We start from the raw sequence: 21,018 nt of genomic DNA on the forward strand, positions 1-21,018 counted from the left end.
TTATGTCGTTTGTAATGACATATGAAGATGCCATAGATGAACATTTTGGACAAGCGTCTATATACATCGATGCTTGTTTTATTTTGTCCTATATGGACTCCGATGACCGAAGAGGAGACAAGGTATGTGAAATCCTTCAAAAGTGGCATAACGAAGGTGTAGCGAAATTAGGGATAAGTACACATGTATTTGGAGAAGTGGTACATAACTTACTCATTCAAGAAATTCTATTACCATTAGAAATCTACCATAAAAATCAATCCAATCTACGTCCAAAGTCTCGACACAATCATCACCTTGGAGAATTGGAAGAAAGCGTATCCTTCCTGTATAACGTTTGGAAAAAACATATTCCAAGCTTCTACAAAAAGAACGTTTCTATTAATATTTCAGAACTAATCAAGTTGGTGAAAATGAATTATCCCCACCAAAGAAACAAGTTACAAGTCTTTTACAACAATTCCATTGATCGATATAATGAATTTTTATCTGTCATAAGACAAAATTTCCACATCGAATTCCTAACGGCAGATGCCAACATTCAAGATTTAGCCTTGGCTCAAATGCGGCTTTTGCAGCTCGAAGCATATGATGCCTTGCACTATGCCCTCGCAACATATTATCATTATGATTATTTCGCCACACTTGACGGTGATTTTGTGAACGCTCTTTATAGTCAGAGCCCTAACCAAGCACCGGTTACGAAAATTGTCAAAATCGCCTAGCCCTGTCGTCTTGATCGAATGGAGGCTCCAAAAATTCAGGAAGGCAGAAAAGCCCATGCCCTCCTTCATTTCTTTTCCACTCATGTGGGCTACATCAAGTCCAATCATGTGGATTGGCAACCGAAGGAGATCATGCAAAATATCAATCCGCCTTCAAGACGTACAAAAAGCGGAAGCGCCTACTCTGCTTCCGCCAACAGTTTCAACGTCGCCGCGACAAACAGTTGCACCCCGATCTCAAGCGCATCCTCATCAATCGTAAAGCGTGGGTGGTGATGCGGGTAAACGATGCCTTTTTCTTTGTTTCCAGCGCCGACGTAGAAAAAGCTGCCCGGCGCTTTTTGCAAGAAGGCCGAGAAATCCTCGCCGCCCATGTTCGGCTTCAGGCGGGCGATGGCTTCATCGCCAAACAGCTCGCGCGCTGTTTCTTCGATGACGCAGGTCACTTCATCGTAGTTGACGACCGGGCGGTATCCGTAGTCAAATTGAAACTCGTACGAAGCGCCGTGCGCTTCGGTAATGCCTTTGACAATACGCTCCATCCATTGCGGGATCGTCTGCCGCAGCTCCGCATCAAACGTCCGCACCGTCCCTTGAATTTCGACCTCCCCAGGCAGGACGTTATGCGCCGTACCGGCGACAAATTGCGTCACGGACAGAACGACTGGCTCGAGCGGGTCCACATAGCGCGAGACGATATGTTGCAAGTTCGTCACGACTTGGGCGCCGATGGCGATCGCATCGATCGTTTGGTGCGGCATCGCCCCGTGGCCGCCTTTGCCGATGATGCGGATGAAAAACCGGTCGGGTGCGGCCATCATCGGCCCATACACAATGCCGATTTTTCCGCGCTCAAGCGGCGACCAAAGGTGAGTGCCGATGACAACGTCCACCCCGTCCATGACGCCGGCCTGCACCATTTCTTCCGCCCCGCCGGGGAACAATTCTTCCGCATGTTGGAACAAAAAGCGGATTTCACCGCAGATTTGATCACGCAGCTGGGAGAAAATTTTCGCCGTTCCCAAAAGCATCGCCGTATGGCCGTCATGTCCGCACGCATGCATGACGCCCGGGTTTTTTGAAGCAAACTCAAACGTGTTTTCCTCTTGAATCGGCAATGCATCCATATCCGCGCGAATGGCGACGACTCGGCCCGGCTGTTGGCCGATGAGCCGCGCCATGACGCTTGTTTTCGTCGGCCGCGACAACTCGAGATGGCCGAATGATTGCAGCGTCTCGTACACAAACTGCGCCGTTTTCTCCTCTTGGAACGACAATTCCGGATGGGCATGCAGATAGCGGCGCCAGGCGATGACGTCCGCTTTCACTTCATCGACGAGCCGTTTGATCTCTTCCTTTGTCATCACGTTTCCCCCTGTTCTTTTTTCGTTATTCCGCTTGGGCCAGCTGCCGCACTGTATGATACAGAACAGCGGTGCCGGCAGCACAATCGTCTTTCGTGCTCCATTCCGACGGGCTATGGCTCACCCCGTCTTGGGAGCGGACAAAAATCATCCCGATTGGACAAATGGACGCCAGCTGCACTCCGTCATGAGCCGCACCGCTCGGCAGCCAAAACGGCGAGCAGCCAAGCTTTTTGCACGCCGCCTCGGCAGCACGCTTCACCTCATCGGAACAGAGCACCGGCGGCATGTCTTGCAGCAACTCCATCGTGAGACGAACGTTCCGCTCCGTGGCGATCTTCTCTGCCCGCGTTGCGATGACTTTCCAGACTTGGTCGCGCACCTCCGCGTTCAAATCACGCAAATCGAGCACAAATTCGACTCGTTCCGGAATGATATTAATGCCGCCTGGAAAGACGTACAGTTGCCCTACAGTCCCGACTGTTGTCCCTGTCCGTCTCGCTTCCTCTTCAATGACCGCGATGATTTGAGCGGCCGCCGCCATCGGATCGCGGCGCAACGCCATCGGTGTCGCTCCCGCATGTTCCGCCTTTCCTTCGATGGTGAATTTCACCCAGACGAGCCCGGCGATGCCGGTGACAATGCCAACTGGAAGTCCTGTCTCCTCAAGCACCCGTCCTTGTTCGATATGCAATTCGACATAGGCTTTCACCGTTCCTGGTTTTCGCGCTGCCTGCGGCAAGCGGTCCGGGTCAAGCCCCGCCTGTTTCATCGCCTCGGCGAGGGAAATCCCTTCCGCATCACGATAGTGGAGCACTTTAGGCGGCAATGTCCCCGCCATCGCGCGGCTGCCGATCATGCCGAAACGAAAACGCGCTCCTTCTTCATCGGTAAATGCCACGACCTCAATCGGGTGATGTGTCACAATCCCTTGCTCGTTCATCGTCTGAACGACTTCCACGCCAGCCAACACCCCGAGCGGACCGTCAAAGCGCCCTCCATTGTAGACCGAATCCAAATGCGAACCGACAAGCACAACCGGAGCCTCTGAGTTCGTTCCTTTTTTCCTCCCGATCAAATTGCCTGCTGCGTCTTCGTACACGGACAGCCCCGCTTCGCGCATATAAGAAGCGACCAAGTCTTTCGCCCGCCGCTCTTCAGCGGTGAACGATAGGCGCGTAATACCGCCGCCCGGCTGCTTGCCGATCTCTCCTAGCTCCATGAGCCGTTGCCAAAGTCTTTCTCCCGCAACCAATCAATTTCCCCTCCTCCTCGCCCGTTATTCACCAATGAATTCCATCTATGTTTCGAATATAATAAATATTTAATAAACTTTCAAATACTTTAATTTCCGAAAGAAGTCTCCCACTTCTAAACGAAGTGAAAGTGTAGGATACGTGCCTGTCACGCCCCGAGGATTGTCGAGATTCGTAGAAACAGAGAGTCATAGCATAGCTCTCTGTTTTTGCATGTGTGCTCCTCAGTATGGCAAGGTGCTGTGATCTTCGGCTCTCTTTGCTTTTTATTGTGCGAAATGCTTCACGTTTTGAAGTTTAAATCGTTTCCTTAGGAACGCCTGCTATACGATTAGGTTTGGCTGTTTTTGTTCTCGTTGTCGAAGGAAGAAGTGTATTTTGCGCTTTCACGTATCCATTCAGCCCAATACTAGTGAGATTTTCAGAATCCAGCACCAATAGGGCATTTCCCGTATCGAAAATGCCCTAGGAGGAATGGAGAATCGTTTGAAGAGACTCCCCACTTAGAAGTCTTTGCAACGATTCCCAAGCCGGCTTTCCGTGTTTTTGCAGGGTGGACATGACGCTGCGAATGACACAGAAAGCCTTGGCATCGTCTTCCTGACGAAACGTTCCGGAAATTTTTTGTTTGACTTTCACCATCCGCAAATCGCGCTCGGCTTGGTTGTTGTCAAACGGCACTTCTTTCTTTCGCAGGAAGAGAAGCGCTTCTTGCTTGCGCTTTTCTAGGCGCTGGATGAAATGTTGCGCGTTGCGGACGCCTTCATGCTTGCCTTGTCGGCAACGCTCCTCGAGTTCTCGGCGGCCATTCGCTGGAAGCTCGTCGTACACGGCTTCCCAATACCGGACTTCCTCCTTCGGCAGCGCTCCGCCCGCGTTCTCCACCGCCTGTTTCATCTTCAACAGCGCTTCGCTCATCTCTTTGGACCATGAATGACCGTAAAGTTCTGTATATGCCCGAAGCTCCCGGAGATGATGGGCGTGGCAAAGGGCATGGCTCGCCTCTGTGTACATCGGGTGCACCGAATACGCATCGTGCACCATCGTTCCTTTGTACCGTGGCAAGATCCCGATGTCGTCCGTCGCTTGCTTTCCACGGGAACGATGCAGTCCGTATCGGGTGACCTTGGCAGTGGAAGCCACGTGCACCCATTGGTTCTTTCCGTTCACACGCAGACTCGTTTCATCGACGTGCAACGTCTTGGAGGCGAGCAACGCCGCTTCCATCTCTTCAAGCGCTGCTTCGAACACAGGGAGCCATCGTCTCGTCATGTTCACGACTGTGCCTGCACTCATCGAATGATCGACTAGCGCTTTGACCATCTCCGTGACACGCTCGCACGGGATCAACTGCGCATGATTCCAGTATAAAATGAGCGAAGTGATGACCGGTCCATATTGTACATGATTGGTTGCATAGAAAGGGAATGTAAACTAGCATATTATTTCAGAATCCCTTTTTCAAATTATTTCAGGCGGATTCCGAAATAATGTGCAAAATGTTTGCGGATTGTTCCGGATTTTGCACATTCTTTCGGAACGTTTGCACGCTCTTTCAGATGAAGATTTCCAGCGCGCCTGATGGACCGATGGAAAAGAGAAAGCACAAAAGAGGCCGATTCGGCCCCTTTCGTGCTAATACCCCATTTCCTCTGCGGCCATGCGCACCACTTCTTCGTTAATGGCATCCTTTTTCAGCTGATCCCCGTATAACAGGCACGTCGTGGCCAACGTATTGATCACTCGAGGCCATCCCCGCGACTGCAGGGCAATCGCCTCTAACGCCGATGGAGTGAAGATCGGATGCTTCGCCTCGGCCTGTTTCATCCGATGCTCGATGTAGCCCGCCACCTCTTCCTTCTCCAGCGGCCCCATCCGGTATCGCATGATGATCCGCTGATCGAGAGGGCGGTGCTGATTGAGCCGCAGCTTCCCCTGTAAATGGGGCAGCCCGGCCAACATCAAGACAAATGGGTTGGTCGAATCCATCTCAAAGTTGAACAAGATGGCGATGTCCTGTAAAAATGCATCCTTTGCGAAATGCATCTCGTCCAAAATGAACACCGGCGTAATCCGTCGTTCATGATACAAACGCTCGATCGCTTGCTGGATTTGGCGGAAGAGGTCTACCTTGCGGTACTTCGGTTCCTCTCCTAATCCCAAGGCCAGTCCACGGTAAAAATCCATCACGCCTCCGGTCGATAACGGGAAGTAGACCACATGATACAACGAAGGGGACAACGATTCCTTCCACGCCCGAAGGGCGAACGTCTTGCCCGCCCCCGGCTCTCCGATCAACAGCCCGATCCCCCGGGTTCGCTTCACGTACTCCAGCGCCCGCAACGCTTCTTGAAACGCCGCCCCTTGATACGCCTCGGACGGGTCGGTTTCTTTCGCAAACGGCTCCCGCGAGAGGGAATAAAACGTTTTATACATCCTGTTCGCCCTCCTTCGCCGAAACCGCCGCAAACGGCGACCGGTGGCGCTTCACATAGGCGTTGTCCTCCAAACGCACCCGAATGGCTTCCGCCACCCGTTTGCCATCTTCGTACACATAGACGCCTCGTTCGTCATAGCGGAGCTCAATCGATTGCCCAATGAACCGAGGCGGCACTTCGTATAGCTGTTTATTCAGGGTGATCGTGCCATCGGCTTTCACCTTGCGGTGCTCCCGTTTCAGAAAAATCGCATCCAGCCAATCGCCATCTTCGATGAACGACACGAGATGCACTTGCGATTGAAACACCTCATGCGGCGTTTTTCCGTCCAGTGAGGCGTGCGGTTTTCGATGATACTCCTCTTCAAGCCACTTCCAAAAACGCTCGTTCAACTCGTCAAGCGATTTCGGCGGATTCAGCTCCAACAGTGGATAAAACCGTGTCTGTACGGTGCGGAAGAACCGTTCGATTTTTCCCTTGCTTTGCGGGTCATACGGCTGGGTGTGGATGAGTGTAATCCCCATCTCGGCGCACGCATACTGCAGCACCTCGGACCGATCCATTTTCCCGTTGTCCGAGTAAATGCGTTTCGGCTTCCCGCAACGAAGCACCGCTTCCTTCGTGACGATCCGCAGCCCGTCAAACTTCTCCGAAGGGAAAAACTGCGCGTACGGCACCAACCGCTAGCCGTCATCGATATAGGCAATCAAAAACGTTTTCTGGGATTCCCCCCTGCACGATCAGGCGTTCGTAGAATACCGTCACGGGCATGGTGGGATGTTCTTTTCTTAGGTCTAAAATATGATCCTCATCATCGGGCGACAGACGCCTTGAGTGGCCGCGGTCCGAACGGCGCTTCGGCTTTAAGGCGTCAAAGCCCCCTTTTTTGTATCGGGTGCACCAATCGAGGATCGTCTTGGCTGCGATTCGCTTGTCGCCCTGGTGGGGAACATGGTGCACTCGCTCGTTCACCTCTTTCAGATACGTCTTCGGTTCCACCTGCCTATTCACCAACGGAGCGATTAGCCCGTACCGAAACAGGGCAATGTCGTGTCTCATCGACTCATCCATTCGAATCTCCTCCTGGTCTCACTTGGAATCAGGACCGTTCCGGTCCTCCTGTACCGAATTGCTTTTTCTCCGTCGATCGGAAAGGTTTGTGGGAACCTAAATCATTTCTAATTTAGGATATGTATGTAAAATCAGGACCCCATTTAATTCGCAAAAGGGTGTCGGAATCCGTCCTCCCACATGTCTCTGATGACCGAATAGAGACCGTGTTCCTCCAACGTCCGGATCCACCAAGAAGCCCGTTCCTTTTCTTTTTTCACGATAGGGCCTATGATCCTCCACCGCCTCGCCAAAAAGCTGTGGAGGTTTGATAGGTTTCGGCAGAACCGTCGGACATAAAAGATGATGCCGTCCTTTGTCGGGAGGAACGGATCTTGGTTCGTTCCCTCGGTCAATCCCAACTGTTCTTTCACAACTTGCCATATGGCGGACAACGTATACTGAAAATACAGGAGGAGAAAGGAAGGCAGCACACTCACCGTCTTCAAACATTCCCGACAGCGGTACCGGACAATCCAAATGCGATCATCACCATGTAGGGTCAATGCGTTTCGCTCATAGTAACCGTGGCGGTGCAACGGGCGCGTGGCCCGGCAATGCGGACACTGTGTCAGAAGAGGGAAGTCGTTTTCTTTTCCACGCTCTGCATACGTTTGGACGTCAATGCCAAAGTCATGAAATTGAATCACGCCCTCCTCCCCTCCTCTGAACCGATGGATTTTCTCTTCCGAAATAATTCACAAAAAAATTTAGAACATTCTTTCAGAAAAGGGGAGAGGGCTTTCTGAAGGAATGTGCAAAAAATGGCTCTTTTGTGCCGAAATAAAGTGATAATTTACACCAATTGCACTCGATTCATTTTCCCAAGTGTCTCAATCATATGTACTGGAATTCGAATCGTTCTTGCTTGGTCCGCAATGGCACGAGTGATAGCTTGACGGATCCACCAAGTTGCATAAGCAGGTTTCAATCCCTCATAGGTACGATAAAAACTACGAAGACGGTAGATATCTCTACTTCTCGGATGGGTTTCAATCCCTCATAGGTACGATAAAAACCGGCTCGCCTCGAAACAGGCACGCGTCCGGTTCGCTAGTTTCAATCCCTCATAGGTACGATAAAAACTTCAAAACCAATCGGCTCTTCCATTTCTTCAGTTTTGAAAGTTTCAATCCCTCATAGGTACGATAAAAACTCCGATTGAAAAGACATCCATTCAAGCAAGACATAGCATGTTTCAATCCCTCATAGGTACGATAAAAACGGGATCTACAATGTCATCGACGCAGTGTTTTACCTAGTTTCAATCCCTCATAGGTACGATAAAAACAATTGCTACTATACTACACTACAAAACGCTTTGTAGGTTTCAATCCCTCATAGGTACGATAAAAACGCTCGTCGCAGTATCTCAACCGCTTGCAAGTCTATCAGTTTCAATCCCTCATAGGTACGATAAAAACCTTTATGAAGAATATGGAGATCTTGACGCTCGCGACTAGTTTCAATCCCTCATAGCTACGATAAAAACGCTCTGCGGATGCGTGATTTCTCGCCCGCAGTGGACGGTTTCAATCCCTCATAGGTACGATAAAAACTTATAAAACAGCGTAATAGGATGATTATGTGAAACTTGTTTCAATCCCTCATAGGTACGATAAAAACCGGATAAAAAAGCGGATGACCGAATCCTAGTCAAATGTTTCAATCCCTCATAGGTACGATAAAAACAATCATCCCAGCGGCAGGCAGGGGAGGAAGTGGGCGCAGTTTCAATCCCTCATAGGTACGATAAAAACTGTCCGAGCGATAGAGACAGGATTCCCCCGCGTCCGCGTGTTTCAATCCCTCATAGGTACGATAAAAACTTAGCTTGTAATGCATGCCAAAAAGAACTGACAAAGGTTTCAATCCCTCATAGGTACGATAAAAACCTTGTAATTTCTATGTCGTTTATCTCGTAGGTCATCGTTTCAATCCCTCATAGGTACGATAAAAACAAGTACGACGTATTCGTCAGTGACGGTTCTAATGGTTTCAATCCCTCATAGGTACGATAAAAACTGGTGCAATTCAATAAGTTCTTCCCGGTGTCGCCCAAGTTTCAATCCCTCATAGGTACGATAAAAACGATCGGGGTTGACTCCGCCGAAACCCCATCATAAGAGTTTCAATCCCTCATAGGTACGATAAAAACTTTAATATGAAGATTCTTTCCGTAGAATCAGAAACGGTGTTTCAATCCCTCATAGGTACGATAAAAACTGTTTGCGAATTAACGCAGATGTCATGGACATTGGGCGTTTCAATCCCTCATAGGTACGATAAAAACCGGTTACAGGGGAGAAACATCCATTTTAGGGGAAAACGGGGTTTCAATCCCTCATAGGTACGATAAAAACATGAGTGCCCTGTTTGCAAAGATACGGAGTTGGTTATGTTTCAATCCCTCATAGGTACGATAAAAACTCCTTCTTAAACTTCCCCTTATTGTTTGGTGTTAAAGTTTCAATCCCTCATAGGTACGATAAAAACCGCTTTTTTGCTGTCAACATATTTTTTTGATTTTTTTTGTTTCAATCCCTCATAGGTACGATAAAAACGATTTATTGGAATTCCGTGTACAGCATGTTCTTGTTCGGTTTCAATCCCTCATAGGTACGATAAAAACTGAAGATAATATTCTTAGCCCTTTCTAAGAAATGGCGTTTCAATCCCTCATAGGTACGATAAAAACCCCAAAAAAGCTTGTTATATCAAGCTTTCTGAGCTTGGGCTGTTTTTAGAATATCACGTCCCAAAAATTCTGTCAATTCCTTTTTTCCTCGATGGCTGTAAGGTTCAAGCGCATCAAATAATTGTCGTCGATCCCCCGGGATTTTAGCACGATTGGGGGTCGACGACATTATGGATGAATCGCTTATCCTCTGTATCTTGGCCCGGATTGTCCATGTCCATCGATGCCATGTAACAGCCTTGCTTACAATTCTTTTCACAACGCTAGTCTCCGATAAAGGATGAAGCAAATCACGGCCGATTCCTCACCGATACGGCTGCCGCTGAACATTAACAACCCCACCCTCCGCTCGCACACCCAAGCCGGCTGGCCGCCCGATCGACTCATAGATCAAGCCGGCGGCTTGGGCTGCCTTCGGTTCATAACAGTTCCGCCCATCCACCACAATCGGCGTTTTCATGAGCGTCTTGTAGCGGTAAAGATCAAATTGCAAGACGGCCGGCCACTCGGTAAAAATCAGGCAAACGTCCGCGCCGCGAACGGCGTCCTCGATCGTCTCGCAACACACAACCGCGTCACCGAAGCGGCGGGCGACATGGCGGAGGGCGGCGGGGTCCCAGACGCGCACGTTCGCTCCTTCGGCGATCAGCCGTTCGATGTTCGCCAATGCTGGCGATTCGCGCACATCGTCCGTGCCAGGTTTGAATGCGGCGCCAAGGACGGCAACAGTCCGGTTGCGAAAATCTCTGATATACGGACGCGCTTTATCAAGGAGCTTCCACTTTTGTTTCTCATTGACATCCATCGCCGCCCACACGGTTTTGAGCGAATAGCCGTAGGAAGCCGCCAATGAATAAAGGGCGTTCGCATCTTTCGGCAGGCATGAACCCCCGTACCCGACGCCGGCGCGCAAAAAGCGGAGGCCGATGCGCGGATCCATGCCGATTCCTTCCGCCACTGCCTGAACATCAGCGCCGACCAATTCACAGACGTTGGCGATCTCGTTGATGTAGGAAATTTTCAGCGCCAAAAACACATTGGCGGCGTATTTAATCATCTCTGCGCTTCTTCGATCCGTCACGACGTACGGGAGCGCAAACGGGGCGTACAGGTCCTTCATCACCCGCTCGGCGCGCTCCGATTCCACCCCCAACACGATGCGCGTCGCCTGCAGCGTGTCGCGCACGGCTGTTCCTTGTGAGAGAAACTCCGGATTGGAAACGACATCAAACTGAACCCCGCTGCGTCCGCGTTCCGCCAAAAAGCGCGCAGCCTCATCACTGGTGCCAACCGGCACGGTCGATTTGATGGCCACAAGGCAGTCTCGTTCGGCCGACGCCGCGATGCGGCGGAGCGTTTCCCATACGTCATCGAGCTTGACCGAGCCGTCCGGAAGCGGCGGGGTGCCGACGGCGATCATAATCACTTCCGCCTGCTGATACGCTTCCACATCGTTGGTCGTAAAGCGAAGGCGGGCGCTGTTTCGTTCGATGAGCGGTTCAAGTCCCGGCTCATAAATCGGAACGATCCCTTTATTTAACAAGCGAATTTTTTCCTCATCCACGTCCACGCATATGACATCATGGCCTTTATCAGCCAGACAGGCGGCGGTCACCAGCCCCACATACCCCGCCCCGGCGATCGAGATTTTCACCGTTCATCACACCTTTTCGATCCTTTGCGGATATCGTCGCTTGTCCTCATTATAGCGAATCGCCCCACAAATTTCACCGTTTCTGTCCGTCTAAAAGCGAAAACCGGGAGACCCTCGCCTCCCGGTTGATTTACGCCGCATGCTTCCGTTTGTTGGCCAATGTTCGATCCAAAGCCTTGCCGAGCGCCGCGCCGCCATCAGCGAAAAAAGGCTTCGCTCCGATTTCATAAGCGACGCTCGCCGCTCTTGGAATGCCAAAAAACGGCCCGATCGCCAAATAGACGGCAAGAGAAAAGCAAAAGCTAAACAGCGGATGAACAGCGTCCCCAAGCGAACGAAGGCCATCTTTGGCAAACGCCGCCGCCGCGAAACAGAACCTCATTCAAAATACCGAAGCATGGCATGAACCATTGCCGTCGTCACCGCTTCCCGATAGCCATCGCCCGCAACGGTCCCGGCATCGGACGGGTTGCTTAAATAGCCGAGCTCGAGCAGCACGGATGGCCGCTCGTTCTCCCGCAGCACATAATAGTCGCCAAACGCAACGCCGCGGAACGGAAGCAGGACGAATTGCGAAAACGGCTGTTCGAACGACTGGGCCAACCTATAATCCGCCAACCGGTCGTAATAGTAGACCGTGATGCCGCTCGCCTGCCGGTCAGCGGCGCTGTCGTAATGCAGGCTGATAAACGCGTCCGCCTGATACAAGCGCGCGGCGGCAACGCGCGCCGGCAGCGGCACATAATCATCGCCATCCCTCGTCAACACGACGCGGGCGCCGTACGACTGCAGCTTGTTTTTCAAGAGCTTGACGGTTTCCAACGTCAATTCCTTTTCCTTGATGCCATCGACGCTTTGCGCCCCGCTGTCTTTGCCCCCATGCCCGGCGTCAAGAACAATCGTTTTTCCAGCCAACGGTTGAACGGGGCCTGGCGTCCAGCGGCTCACGTAGCTTTGCGGGCCGCTAGGGCGAATAACAGAAGGCGGAACGGAGGCGTCCACCGCCCCTTCTTGATTTTCGGCGGCCTTTTCACTTTCCACGCCAATGTAATCAGCCGCCACCCAGCCGGCCAGGCCCGAACGAGCGATGATCTTATGCCAGTCTTGTTTTGTTTCAACAATCTTGACGCGATCGCCGCGCAACAGACGCCCGATCCGTTCTGCGTGCAATGACGGCGCCGCCCGCACGTTGAGCGAATCGGCGTCCACCACTCCTTCCGGCTGTGAAACAGAGCGATCCTCAGCTGGCGCCAAATACGAGGCGGCGACCCAACCGACGGCATCTTCCGCCACCACTTTTTTCCATCCGTCTTCTTCACCAATTACCCACACCGTCTCCCCTTGCGTCAAATGGCCGAGAATGCGGGTGTTCGCACCCGGCTCCTGCCGCAGGCGGAGCCGATCTTCTTGCACCACCTCGGCTCTTTGCACGAAGGCGACGTACGGCTCGGCCATCCACCCGGTCCGATTGTTCTCCCATTCAATTTCCACCCAGCCGTCTTTCACATCCACCACCCGGTATACTTCGCCGCGGCGGACGTTCGCCATCGGCCGATACGGCACCCCCGGTCCTTGGCGGACGTTGACGCGATCCGCCATCACGACCGCCAAGCGCTTCGTTTCTTTCGTGCCATTTTCCCCTTTCGCTCCCGACGGCCAAAGGAGTGCAAGCAAGCAAAGCAGACAAAACGATGCGGCGAGCCATCCTCCCCGCCTCATGCGCGCTCCCTCCCCGTTCTCTCATTCTACTATATGGTTCGCGCGCAATCGGCCATTTCCTGTCTGAAGGACGCGAAAACCGCTCGACAGAACGGGCGCCGCCGACATCCACAAACCGACAATGAACGCCCCATTTCCGCACAATCCCCCCTCGTGCGACAGCGGACAAAACGATGCGCCAATGCCGGCGATGGGGCAAGGCACCAATACGGCATGCATCCATTTCCAACCGTTGCCCGATCGTTCCCTTCTGAAGGACTGGTGAGGGAAAAACTATCGATTCGCGTTCTTTCTCAATTAGAGAAACTCTTGCAAAACCGACTTTCATTTTGAATGAAACGAAGCCAATTAGCACGAGGCGGCCGTTTTTCACCGGCCTTCTAAAAAACCGACTGGCTCATTCCGATACATAATAGCCGGAGGCAAGATGACCGCGATCGTGATGCTTCAATTATTTTGATTTTTGAAAAAACGGGTTAAACTATAAGTATACAAAAACAAACCGAAAAGGAGAACGATGTTCATGGAAGAAAAAAAACTCATGGATTTGATTGATGAACTGATGACGAAGCTCAGTTCAACGGAGCCTGCCCGCCCACGCGGTCGTTGGGTGGAAGCGACAAAAAGCAAAAGTTCACCGTCGAAGAAACCGCGCCGCTCCAAAACCGCCTACCAGCTGAAAATTTCATTAAACGGCATCCGTCCGCCCATCTGGCGCCGCGTCCTTGTGCCCGGGCACGCCACGTTTGACCAGCTTCATTTGGTCATCCAAGAAGCGATGGGATGGGAGCAAGCGCATTTATATGAATTCGAATTCGGCGATATCGTCATCGGCATTCCCGATGACTGGGACTTTTACGGATTTGGGAAAATGTTCGAAGACGCGCGCCGCACCACGCTCGAACAATGGCTCAAGAAAGAAAAACAAAAATTTCAGTACACGTACGATTTTGGCGACTACTGGCGCCACACCATCACCGTCGAAAAGATCGAGACGCTCCCGAAACCGCTAGAACGCGCCACTTGCCTGAAAGGAAAACGGGCGTGCCCTCCCGAGGATTGCGGCGGCGTCTATGGCTATCTGGAACTGCTCGAGTCAGCCGCAAACAAAGATTCCCTTGCCGACCCAGAACTGCGCGAACGGCTCGACTGGATGTACGAAATGAAAGGCGACGATTTCGACCCGAATGCCTTTGACGTCGAGGAAGCCAACAAGCGGCTGGCCTATATCCAATTTTGACACTCCACGCGGCTGAAACCGTGGGATGAGAGACGACCGCAACACTCTAAAGCGGCCCCTGTCCCGTCAAGCGGGCAGGGGCCGCTTCTGCATTCATCTGGGACGCCTACGGCCGGCGGATCAAACGAGCCGCCGATGCACGCACTCGCTCTTGAAGCGCGGACAGTTCTTTCTCCATCTTGTCCGGCGCTCTTTCAGCGCTTGAAGCCACGGCTCCAAGTACGGAGAGAAAGCCGGCGGGTACGCGCGGGCAAGATCGCTCACCTTGCCGTTGCGATCCACCACGGCTACTATATACATATCTGGCAAAAGATGTGGCTCTGCTCGTTCCGGAACATCCCATGTCACCGTTCGATTATGGACAAGCCAATCAAGCACCGCTTTCCCCCGCTCTACGTACTTGACGCGGAAAAAGGAGAAATCAACGGAAAGAGGAACGGGCAAGCCAAACGAATGCGCAAGTTGCCAAACCGCCAGTTTCTCATTAGCCTCGCCTCTCTCCGTTCCCCATTCATCCAGCAAAGCAAAACAATGTTCCAATTCGCTTCTGACATCTTCCAAAACGGCGCAAACGGCTTTTCGATGCTTCGTTCCATAACGGCGGTCCAGCCATCCGGCCAGCTCAGGAAGCATATCAAGCGCTTGGCTCACTGCTCCCCATGGAAGCGAATTCCATCTTGTAGGGATTTGCTCGACGATGCATTGTTTCCAATCTTCTTCTCCTACGCCCCCACGATGAAAACGACTTCAAAACATCGATCAATGCCGCACATCAAATGGTTGCTTTTCACCAGCCTTTTAGATGAATCCCCGATCGGTGAACATCTCCCACGCCAAATCACGGAGCTCCTCGCGCAATTCTTTTTCATTTACTCCCTCAAGCAGCCCTTCTTTCCGCCACGAACGGATGGCCCGGTCAATATGGCGGTTGACTCGCTTCTCGTCCCATCCTTCACGCATCAACATAAGATCCATGTCATCGATCCATTCATCGATGCGCGCATCGAGCTCATCCCTGTCCTCTTCGAACCAGTCTTCCTCCCAGTCATCGAGCCATTCCTCGTCGTCTTCATCATCGACAGCCATTAGGAAAAACTCCAACGCCGCCGACCGCACATCTTGCGGCATCACGTCATACCGATCGGCGATGTCTTCCACATCCGATCCTTCCGCCTTCATCAAATGCCCAGCCACATGGCGGAGCGCCGCCGCGTAGACGGGAACAGAATAAGGAAGGCGGGACGTTTTTCCGCAATAGAGCGCCCATATGGCGAACGCTTGGCTGAGCAGCGCCGCTGGCGCCTCCGGCTCGTTTTCATCCAGCTCGCGAATGACGTCGGCTTGTTTCGGATCATCCCATTTGAACTGTTTGACAAACTGCCACAGCCACTCCAGCAACATGGCGGAAAACACGTCGACAAACTGATCACGCATCCATGAAGCCGCCGACTGGCCGCTCCTCTCCGCTTCTTTTTGAATCGCCCGAAGCAATCGCTCTTTCCCTGATGCTGGGAACGGAAACACCGCCGTGAAATACGTGAACACTTCCTGGTACGGGACAAGGAAGCTGAACACCACATCCCCTTTTTCGATCACGTTCGGCCATTGATAAGAAGCCAATAAATGGATGTTTCTTTCCTCTTCCGTCAACAAATCCCGGACAACGGGGCGATTTTTGTCATCATAGCCGATGAACTCGCCAAACGACGGAACGGCTCCTTCCCACCGCTCGATGTGAGCTTGAACGGCTGGGCGCCATCGCTCCCAATGACGGCTTTTCCGGTAAGCGGAAAAGATCGTTTGCCCTGTTTCATCAAGCGGCCAACAGAACAACATCCAGTTCACCGCCATGATCTGCACGCCAAGCTCGAGTTCCTCCGGCATCTCTTCAAGCGGGAACTGGCCCAAAAGTTCTTCCACTTCCCTCTCATATCGTTGCAAGACAAACTGACGCATATCATTCATGCATTCGATCAACTCGCGGTCAATCAACGACGCAATCGACACCGCTTCTTTTTTCCCACAACAATGCTTGTACTTTTTTCCGCTTCCGCACGGACATGGTTCGTTTCGCGGCACTGCCGCCATATTCGATGCACCTGCTTTCTCTTAAACTTAGGCTTTGCCTATTTCCATTATACCATCATTGTTAGAAGATATATCATCGTCAGCTTTTCTACCTACACATTCCCAGCAACAAATGCAGAAGACAGGCCGCTTCCAACGGGAATCGCATAGCGTTCTTCATTTCGACATGCTATAATTAAATGATAGGGAAATGAACGGAAAGGACGAACCGACATGCTGCAAACGACCATTTCCAAACCGCTTTTGCAACAGGCGGCTGGCGAATTGCTGAAAGAATTGCCGTTTTCTATTTTCCATCATCTCATTCAAAAAGGGCGCGACTTGTCAAGAAACGGGTTGGTCTATAACGTCATGGTCATCAACAGCCACGAAGTGGAAGGGGTCGTTTCTGACATCACCCCCCATGAGGTCATGCTCGACTTAGCCAACATCACCCGCCGCCATCGCTGTCCATGCGGGACAGAAGGGTTGTGTCCGCACATTTTGGCGCTGTTTTTTTACATATACGGCAATGTGTTCGACAGCGGCGAGCTGTTCCGCCTGTGGAAAAAAGGCCAAATCCAAGCGTTGCGCAAAGAGGCGCCCGCTGCTAATGAGCAGGACCCGCTCGCTCAAAAAAGGGTGGGGAAACCGACTGCCCTTTCCATCACTCCAAATGAAACCGTCGAAGATTGGTGGAACCAATTTGAGAAACAGTATCAAGACTTTTTCTCGCGCCATCAAAACGGCCAAAACTGGCCGTACCGTTTGGCCTTCCAGCTCCTCCCGAAGCTGGGCAAAAACGAAGGGAAGCAAGCCGGCGCCCGCCCGCTGCGGGAGCTTCATGCCGCTCTCTTTTTATTGGAGAAGCTTCGGCAGTACGGGGAGGCTCAAGGTTGGAATGAAGGCGGATTCGCCTCTTACGGGCAGTTTTCCTGGCAGCAGGACGTCAACCATGTCGCCGACCGCGCCTTTGACTCCCTAGAACAATTGTCTGCCAAATCACTGCCGCGGTCGCTCAACGCATTGATCGAACAGACAATTCCGTACGTGCGTGATCTATTGTTTTTGGACGGGGCGCTGTCATCGTTCGGCTATGACTTTTACACAACCGCGTGGGAGTTGTTGTTCACCAAGCCCCCATGGCGGCAGGAAGAACGGGCCGAACTCCTTCGGCTCGCCCATGAACAAGGCAACACCCGCGCCGCCATGGCGGCGGCCCACCTTTCTTTCCTTCTTGGCGAAGATGACGAAGCGATGGCGCTTTACCGCTCGTTCCCCGAACAAGCAGGTCTGTTTTTGATTGAATGGATCGGACGGTTCATCCAAAACGGCCTCGTGAAGCGCTTTGAAGCCGTTTGGGAAAAGGGGAAGGACGATTGGCCTCTTTACCTTTCTCACTTGCCTCACCTCATTCGGGGCAGTTTTTTGGACGAAGCGGTTCATTTGTTTGAAATGTATGCCCGTCAACGAAACCGTCCGGATGCATGGGAAGACTTTTTGCAGCGAAGCCTGCCGTACAGCGTCAACTATTATACGAATTTTTTGTATCGGCAAGGACGCTATCGGGAAGTCGTTGACCTGTTCTTATGGACGAACATCACCGCCGATGAATTGCATCCGCAGCTGCTCAAAACATTGCAAGCCCGCGGAGCGGAACTGGTGATGCCGCTGTATCATCGGGCCGTGACGAAGCGGCTCGAAGAAAAAAACCGGGCGAGCTACCAAAGGGCGGTCCGCCACTTGAAAACGCTGCGGACTCATTACCGCTCGATGAAGCGGCTCGATCAATGGGAAGCCTATTTCGAACAACTGCTCTCCAAAACAACGCGCCTGCGCGCGTTTCATGAAGAATTGAAGAAAGGAAAATTGCTTCCATGAAGGCATTGGCGACGATTCAGATTTCCTGCAGATGGAATGAAGAGATTCGATGTTTCGAACTCTCGGGTTCCACCCATCCCTCATCATGGGTTTCGCCTTTATTTGCCTGGCACGAAGAAACGTTTTACGGCACCATGATCGATGTCGAGCACGACATCGTGCGGCTGTCCCCGTGGCAGGCGCTCACCCTGTTCGCGTTGCGTCCGCACTCGCGCTTTTCCGCCATTGAATGGGCAGACGAGTTCACCGCCCGCTTGGAAGAGTGGGCGAGACACATTTGGAATGGGTTGAAGGAACGCCGCTTCCTTCCAGACGCTTCCCTTTGGAAAAGCACAGGCGGCGCATGGAGTGAAGCAAAAAGCACCCGCTGGCGCGGCTCGGACGATGATCCCGATCCGTTCGTCGCCACATGGCGGTCGCTTGCGGTCGCCGACTGGCTCTCACGCGACCCGGAGCTTCGCGGCATTTGGGAAGAAATCGTCCGAACGTATCCGTTGATCACATCCCGTGGCGACCAATGGAACGGAACGGAAGACGACTGGCTCGAACAAATCGGCTGGCTCGGCGACCGGCCGCCGTTTGTCGTCGGGCTTCGACTCGTCGAACCGCCCGAGGACAGCGACGTATGGACGCTTGAGCCCGTGCTGATGGCCATCGATGACAGCGTCATCGCCTCCGCACGCGACATTCCGCGCGCTTGGCGGCCGTATGAATCATCGGTCGCCCGCGCCATCCGCCGCATCCGCGCGATCGTGCCGTGGCTTGGCGATGAAAATGATTCTTTGCTTCATGAACTGTCCGACGAACAAGCGTGGCGCTTTTTATCCGAAGAAAGCTTAAAGCTTACAGAAGCAGGCGTGCGCCTGTTGCTCCCTGACTGGTGGCACGACATCCGCCAGGCACAGCTGTCGATCAAAGCGAAGCTGGCGCCTTCCGTCAACGCGGAATCGCTGTTTGGCCTTGAGCGCCTGACTGACTTCGATTGGCGCATCGCGACCAACGGCATTGAGCTGACGGAAGAGGAGTTTGCCGCTCTGGCGGAACAAAAGCGGCGCCTCATCCGCCTGCGCGGCCAATGGCTCATTCTCGATCCCGCTCTTGTCCGCCGCGCGCAGGCGCTCATGGAAAAGGCGAAAAAAGAAGGGGTGCCGATCCACGAACTCGTCGCCCAGACGCTGCTCACCGAAGCGGATGGACACGATGAGGCGGGAGAAGATGAGATCGCCATTCGCATTGATGTGCACCATCAGTTTCGGGCGTTCGTCCAACAGCTGCAAAACATCGACGAACTTCCCGCCGTCGCCGTGCCGCCGTCGTTTCGCGGCACGCTCCGCCCATATCAGCAGCGCGGCGTCGACTGGCTCGTCTTTTTGCGCCGCTTTGGCTTTGGCGCTTGCTTGGCCGATGACATGGGGCTTGGCAAAACGGTGCAACTCCTTGCCTATTTGACCTATGTAAAGGAAACGGAACGTCCGAACACACCGGCGCTTCTCATCTGCCCGACAAGCGTGATCGGCAACTGGCAAAAGGAATGCGCCCGCTTTACCCCAGACTTGCGCATCTATGTCCACCACGGACCGAACCGGGCGAAAAACGAAGCGTTCGCGCAAACGGCAGGCGAGGCCGATCTCGTCATGACGTCTTACAACCTTGCTCATTTGGATCATGACGATTTAAAACAGATGCACTGGCATACGATTTGCCTTGATGAAGCGCAAAACATCAAAAACGCGCAAACGAAACAAGCGCGCGCCATCCGCCGCCTGCATGGAAACCATAAAATCGCCTTGTCCGGCACGCCGGTTGAGAACCGGCTCGGCGAACTTTGGAGCATCTTCCACTTTCTCAACCCAGGCTATCTCGGCAGCCAAGCGGAATTTGAGCGCCGCTTTGCCGGACCGATCGAAAGAGAAGGGAATGCCCGCAAAAAAGCGGCGCTGCAGGCGCTCATCCGCCCGTTTTTGCTGCGGCGGACGAAAACGGATGAAGCCGTCGCCCTCAACTTGCCGGACAAAATCGAACAAAAAGAATATTGCCCGCTCACAGCCGAACAGGCGGCTTTGTACGAGCAGCTTGTCAACGACACGCTTGAACGGGCTAAAGAAGCCAGTCCGTTTGCGCGGCGCGGATTGATTTTGCAGATGTTAAACGGCATCAAACAAATTTGCGACCATCCCGCCCTCTATTTAAAAGAGCGCCATCCACGCCAGCTCGTCGAACGGTCGCACAAGCTCGAAAAGCTCATCGAACTCATCGAACAAATCCGCACCAACGACGAGTCGTGCCTCATCTTCACCCAATACGTGCGGATGGGCGAGATGATCCAAGAGCTGCTTTCCGACTTGTTTGACGAACCGGTGTTGTTTTTGCACGGCGGCGTCCCCAAACAAACGCGCGACCGGATGGTCGAGGAGTTTCAAGAACGCAAGGCGCCGATTTTCCTTTTATCGCTCAAAGCAGGCGGCACCGGGCTCAACTTGACAGCCGCCAACCACGTCATCCATTTCGACCGCTGGTGGAACCCGGCTGTGGAAAACCAAGCGACCGACCGCGCCTACCGCATCGGACAGACGAAATTCGTCCATGTCCATAAACTGATTGCGACAGGGACGATCGAGGAAAAAATCGACGAGATGCTCGAACAAAAGCAAGCGCTCGCTGACATCATCACCGAAGGCGAGGCGTGGATTACGGAATTGTCCGATGACGAACTGCGCGACTTGCTCGCCTTATCCGCGGCGGCGAAAGGAGGCGCTTGAGCATGGCGGAAGAAAAACCAAAACGGAAGAAAAAACCGATGGAAAATCCGTGGGAGAAATTGCTGAAACGAATGGAAGAAAAGCTGAAAGAGCGGGAAAAGCGGCAA

The 21,018-nt window shown here is 52.7% G+C and carries 13 protein-coding genes, 4 pseudogenes and 1 CRISPR repeat array; of the genes and pseudogenes, 4 read left to right on the plus strand and 13 right to left on the minus strand.

The features are described 5' to 3' along the window. The first annotated feature begins 2 nt into the window (after positions 1–2). On the plus strand, positions 3–725 hold the full coding sequence (locus BJQ97_RS17770; RefSeq protein ID WP_236567304.1) for a type II toxin-antitoxin system VapC family toxin: 723 nt from the start codon (positions 3–5) through the stop codon (positions 723–725). Between the two features lie 179 nt (positions 726–904). On the opposite strand, the gene BJQ97_RS15995 is transcribed toward BJQ97_RS17770, so the two are convergent. The 11 genes and pseudogenes from BJQ97_RS15995 to BJQ97_RS16040 form a co-directional block, all read right to left on the minus strand. After that, the gene (locus BJQ97_RS15995) at positions 905–2,089 is read right to left on the minus strand and encodes a M20 family metallopeptidase (RefSeq protein WP_160157336.1); all 1,185 of its coding nucleotides are present in this window, start codon (positions 2,087–2,089) and stop codon (positions 905–907) included. 25 nt (positions 2,090–2,114) lie between these two features. Next, on the minus strand, positions 2,115–3,344 hold the full coding sequence (locus BJQ97_RS16000) for a hydantoinase/carbamoylase family amidase (protein ID WP_160157337.1): 1,230 nt from the start codon (positions 3,342–3,344) through the stop codon (positions 2,115–2,117). A gap of 466 nt (positions 3,345–3,810) precedes the next feature. Continuing rightward, a pseudogene (tnpC, locus tag BJQ97_RS16005) lies at positions 3,811–4,773 on the minus strand (IS66 family transposase); the annotation flags it as partial. A gap of 207 nt (positions 4,774–4,980) precedes the next feature. After that, positions 4,981–5,781 carry an ExeA family protein gene (locus BJQ97_RS16010; RefSeq protein ID WP_160157338.1) on the minus strand — a complete coding sequence of 267 codons (801 nt, stop codon included), beginning with the start codon at positions 5,779–5,781 and terminating at the stop codon, positions 4,981–4,983. Continuing rightward, positions 5,774–6,854 (minus strand): annotated as a pseudogene (locus tag BJQ97_RS16015) (transposase). The gene BJQ97_RS16010 and the pseudogene BJQ97_RS16015 overlap by 8 nt, the downstream one beginning before the upstream one ends. A gap of 143 nt (positions 6,855–6,997) precedes the next feature. Next, positions 6,998–7,543: a DUF6431 domain-containing protein gene (locus BJQ97_RS17775; RefSeq protein WP_160157339.1), complete on the minus strand. Its 546-nt coding sequence runs from the start codon at positions 7,541–7,543 to the stop codon at positions 6,998–7,000. Between the two features lie 155 nt (positions 7,544–7,698). Further along, positions 7,699–7,812: pseudogene (locus BJQ97_RS17780) on the minus strand (hypothetical protein); the annotation flags it as partial. A gap of 5 nt (positions 7,813–7,817) precedes the next feature. Further along, a CRISPR array of direct repeats spans positions 7,818–9,591; the repeat unit is 30 nt; unit sequence GTTTCAATCCCTCATAGGTACGATAAAAAC. A gap of 304 nt (positions 9,592–9,895) precedes the next feature. Beyond that, positions 9,896–11,245 carry a UDP-glucose dehydrogenase family protein gene (locus BJQ97_RS16025; protein ID WP_160157340.1) on the minus strand — a complete coding sequence of 450 codons (1,350 nt, stop codon included), beginning with the start codon at positions 11,243–11,245 and terminating at the stop codon, positions 9,896–9,898. Positions 11,246–11,432: 187 nt separating this feature from the next. Further along, positions 11,433–11,612, minus strand: a pseudogene (locus BJQ97_RS16030) (branched-chain amino acid transport system II carrier protein); the annotation flags it as partial. 11 nt (positions 11,613–11,623) lie between these two features. After that, a complete protein-coding gene (locus BJQ97_RS16035) occupies positions 11,624–12,964 on the minus strand; it encodes an N-acetylmuramoyl-L-alanine amidase family protein (protein WP_160157341.1) in 1,341 nt (446 codons plus the stop codon). A gap of 21 nt (positions 12,965–12,985) precedes the next feature. Further along, positions 12,986–13,183 carry a hypothetical protein gene (locus BJQ97_RS16040; RefSeq protein WP_160157342.1) on the minus strand — a complete coding sequence of 66 codons (198 nt, stop codon included), beginning with the start codon at positions 13,181–13,183 and terminating at the stop codon, positions 12,986–12,988. 304 nt (positions 13,184–13,487) lie between these two features. Here BJQ97_RS16040 and BJQ97_RS16045 point away from each other — a divergent pair, with 304 nt between their 5' ends. Next, positions 13,488–14,204, plus strand: a complete 717-nt coding sequence (locus BJQ97_RS16045) for a plasmid pRiA4b ORF-3 family protein (protein ID WP_160157343.1) — start codon at positions 13,488–13,490, stop codon at positions 14,202–14,204. Between the two features lie 120 nt (positions 14,205–14,324). On the opposite strand, the gene BJQ97_RS16050 is transcribed toward BJQ97_RS16045, so the two are convergent. After that, on the minus strand, positions 14,325–14,855 hold the full coding sequence (locus BJQ97_RS16050; protein ID WP_236567306.1) for a hypothetical protein: 531 nt from the start codon (positions 14,853–14,855) through the stop codon (positions 14,325–14,327). A gap of 147 nt (positions 14,856–15,002) precedes the next feature. After that, a complete protein-coding gene (locus tag BJQ97_RS16055) occupies positions 15,003–16,292 on the minus strand; it encodes an SEC-C domain-containing protein (RefSeq protein WP_160157344.1) in 1,290 nt (429 codons plus the stop codon). A 213-nt stretch (positions 16,293–16,505) separates the two neighbouring features. On the opposite strand from BJQ97_RS16055, the gene BJQ97_RS16060 reads away from it, so the two are divergent. Then, the gene (locus tag BJQ97_RS16060; RefSeq protein ID WP_160157345.1) at positions 16,506–18,152 is read left to right on the plus strand and encodes an SWIM zinc finger family protein; all 1,647 of its coding nucleotides are present in this window, start codon (positions 16,506–16,508) and stop codon (positions 18,150–18,152) included. Continuing rightward, the gene (locus tag BJQ97_RS16065) at positions 18,149–20,911 is read left to right on the plus strand and encodes a DEAD/DEAH box helicase (RefSeq protein ID WP_160157346.1); all 2,763 of its coding nucleotides are present in this window, start codon (positions 18,149–18,151) and stop codon (positions 20,909–20,911) included. The genes BJQ97_RS16060 and BJQ97_RS16065 overlap by 4 nt, the downstream gene beginning before the upstream one ends. Positions 20,912–21,018: the final 107 nt, after the last annotated feature.

Source organism: Geobacillus sp. TFV-3, assembly GCF_009901865.1.
In the GTDB taxonomy this organism is placed as follows: domain Bacteria; phylum Bacillota; class Bacilli; order Bacillales; family Anoxybacillaceae; genus Geobacillus; species Geobacillus thermoleovorans_A.

Bases quoted from the DNA above. Each gene is read 5' to 3' on its own strand.
- BJQ97_RS16065 (WP_160157346.1), top strand. From the start codon at position 18,149: ATGAAGGCATTGGCGACGATTCAGATTTCCTGCAGATGGAATGAAGAG.
- BJQ97_RS16040 (WP_160157342.1), bottom strand. From the start codon at position 13,183: ATGCATGCCGTATTGGTGCCTTGCCCCATCGCCGGCATTGGCGCATCG.
- BJQ97_RS16045 (WP_160157343.1), top strand. From the start codon at position 13,488: ATGGAAGAAAAAAAACTCATGGATTTGATTGATGAACTGATGACGAAG.
- BJQ97_RS17770 (WP_236567304.1), top strand. From the start codon at position 3: ATGTCGTTTGTAATGACATATGAAGATGCCATAGATGAACATTTTGGA.
- BJQ97_RS16055 (WP_160157344.1), bottom strand. From the start codon at position 16,292: ATGGCGGCAGTGCCGCGAAACGAACCATGTCCGTGCGGAAGCGGAAAA.
- BJQ97_RS16060 (WP_160157345.1), top strand. From the start codon at position 16,506: ATGCTGCAAACGACCATTTCCAAACCGCTTTTGCAACAGGCGGCTGGC.
- BJQ97_RS16010 (WP_160157338.1), bottom strand. From the start codon at position 5,781: ATGTATAAAACGTTTTATTCCCTCTCGCGGGAGCCGTTTGCGAAAGAA.
- BJQ97_RS16035 (WP_160157341.1), bottom strand. From the start codon at position 12,964: ATGAGGCGGGGAGGATGGCTCGCCGCATCGTTTTGTCTGCTTTGCTTG.
- BJQ97_RS15995 (WP_160157336.1), bottom strand. From the start codon at position 2,089: ATGACAAAGGAAGAGATCAAACGGCTCGTCGATGAAGTGAAAGCGGAC.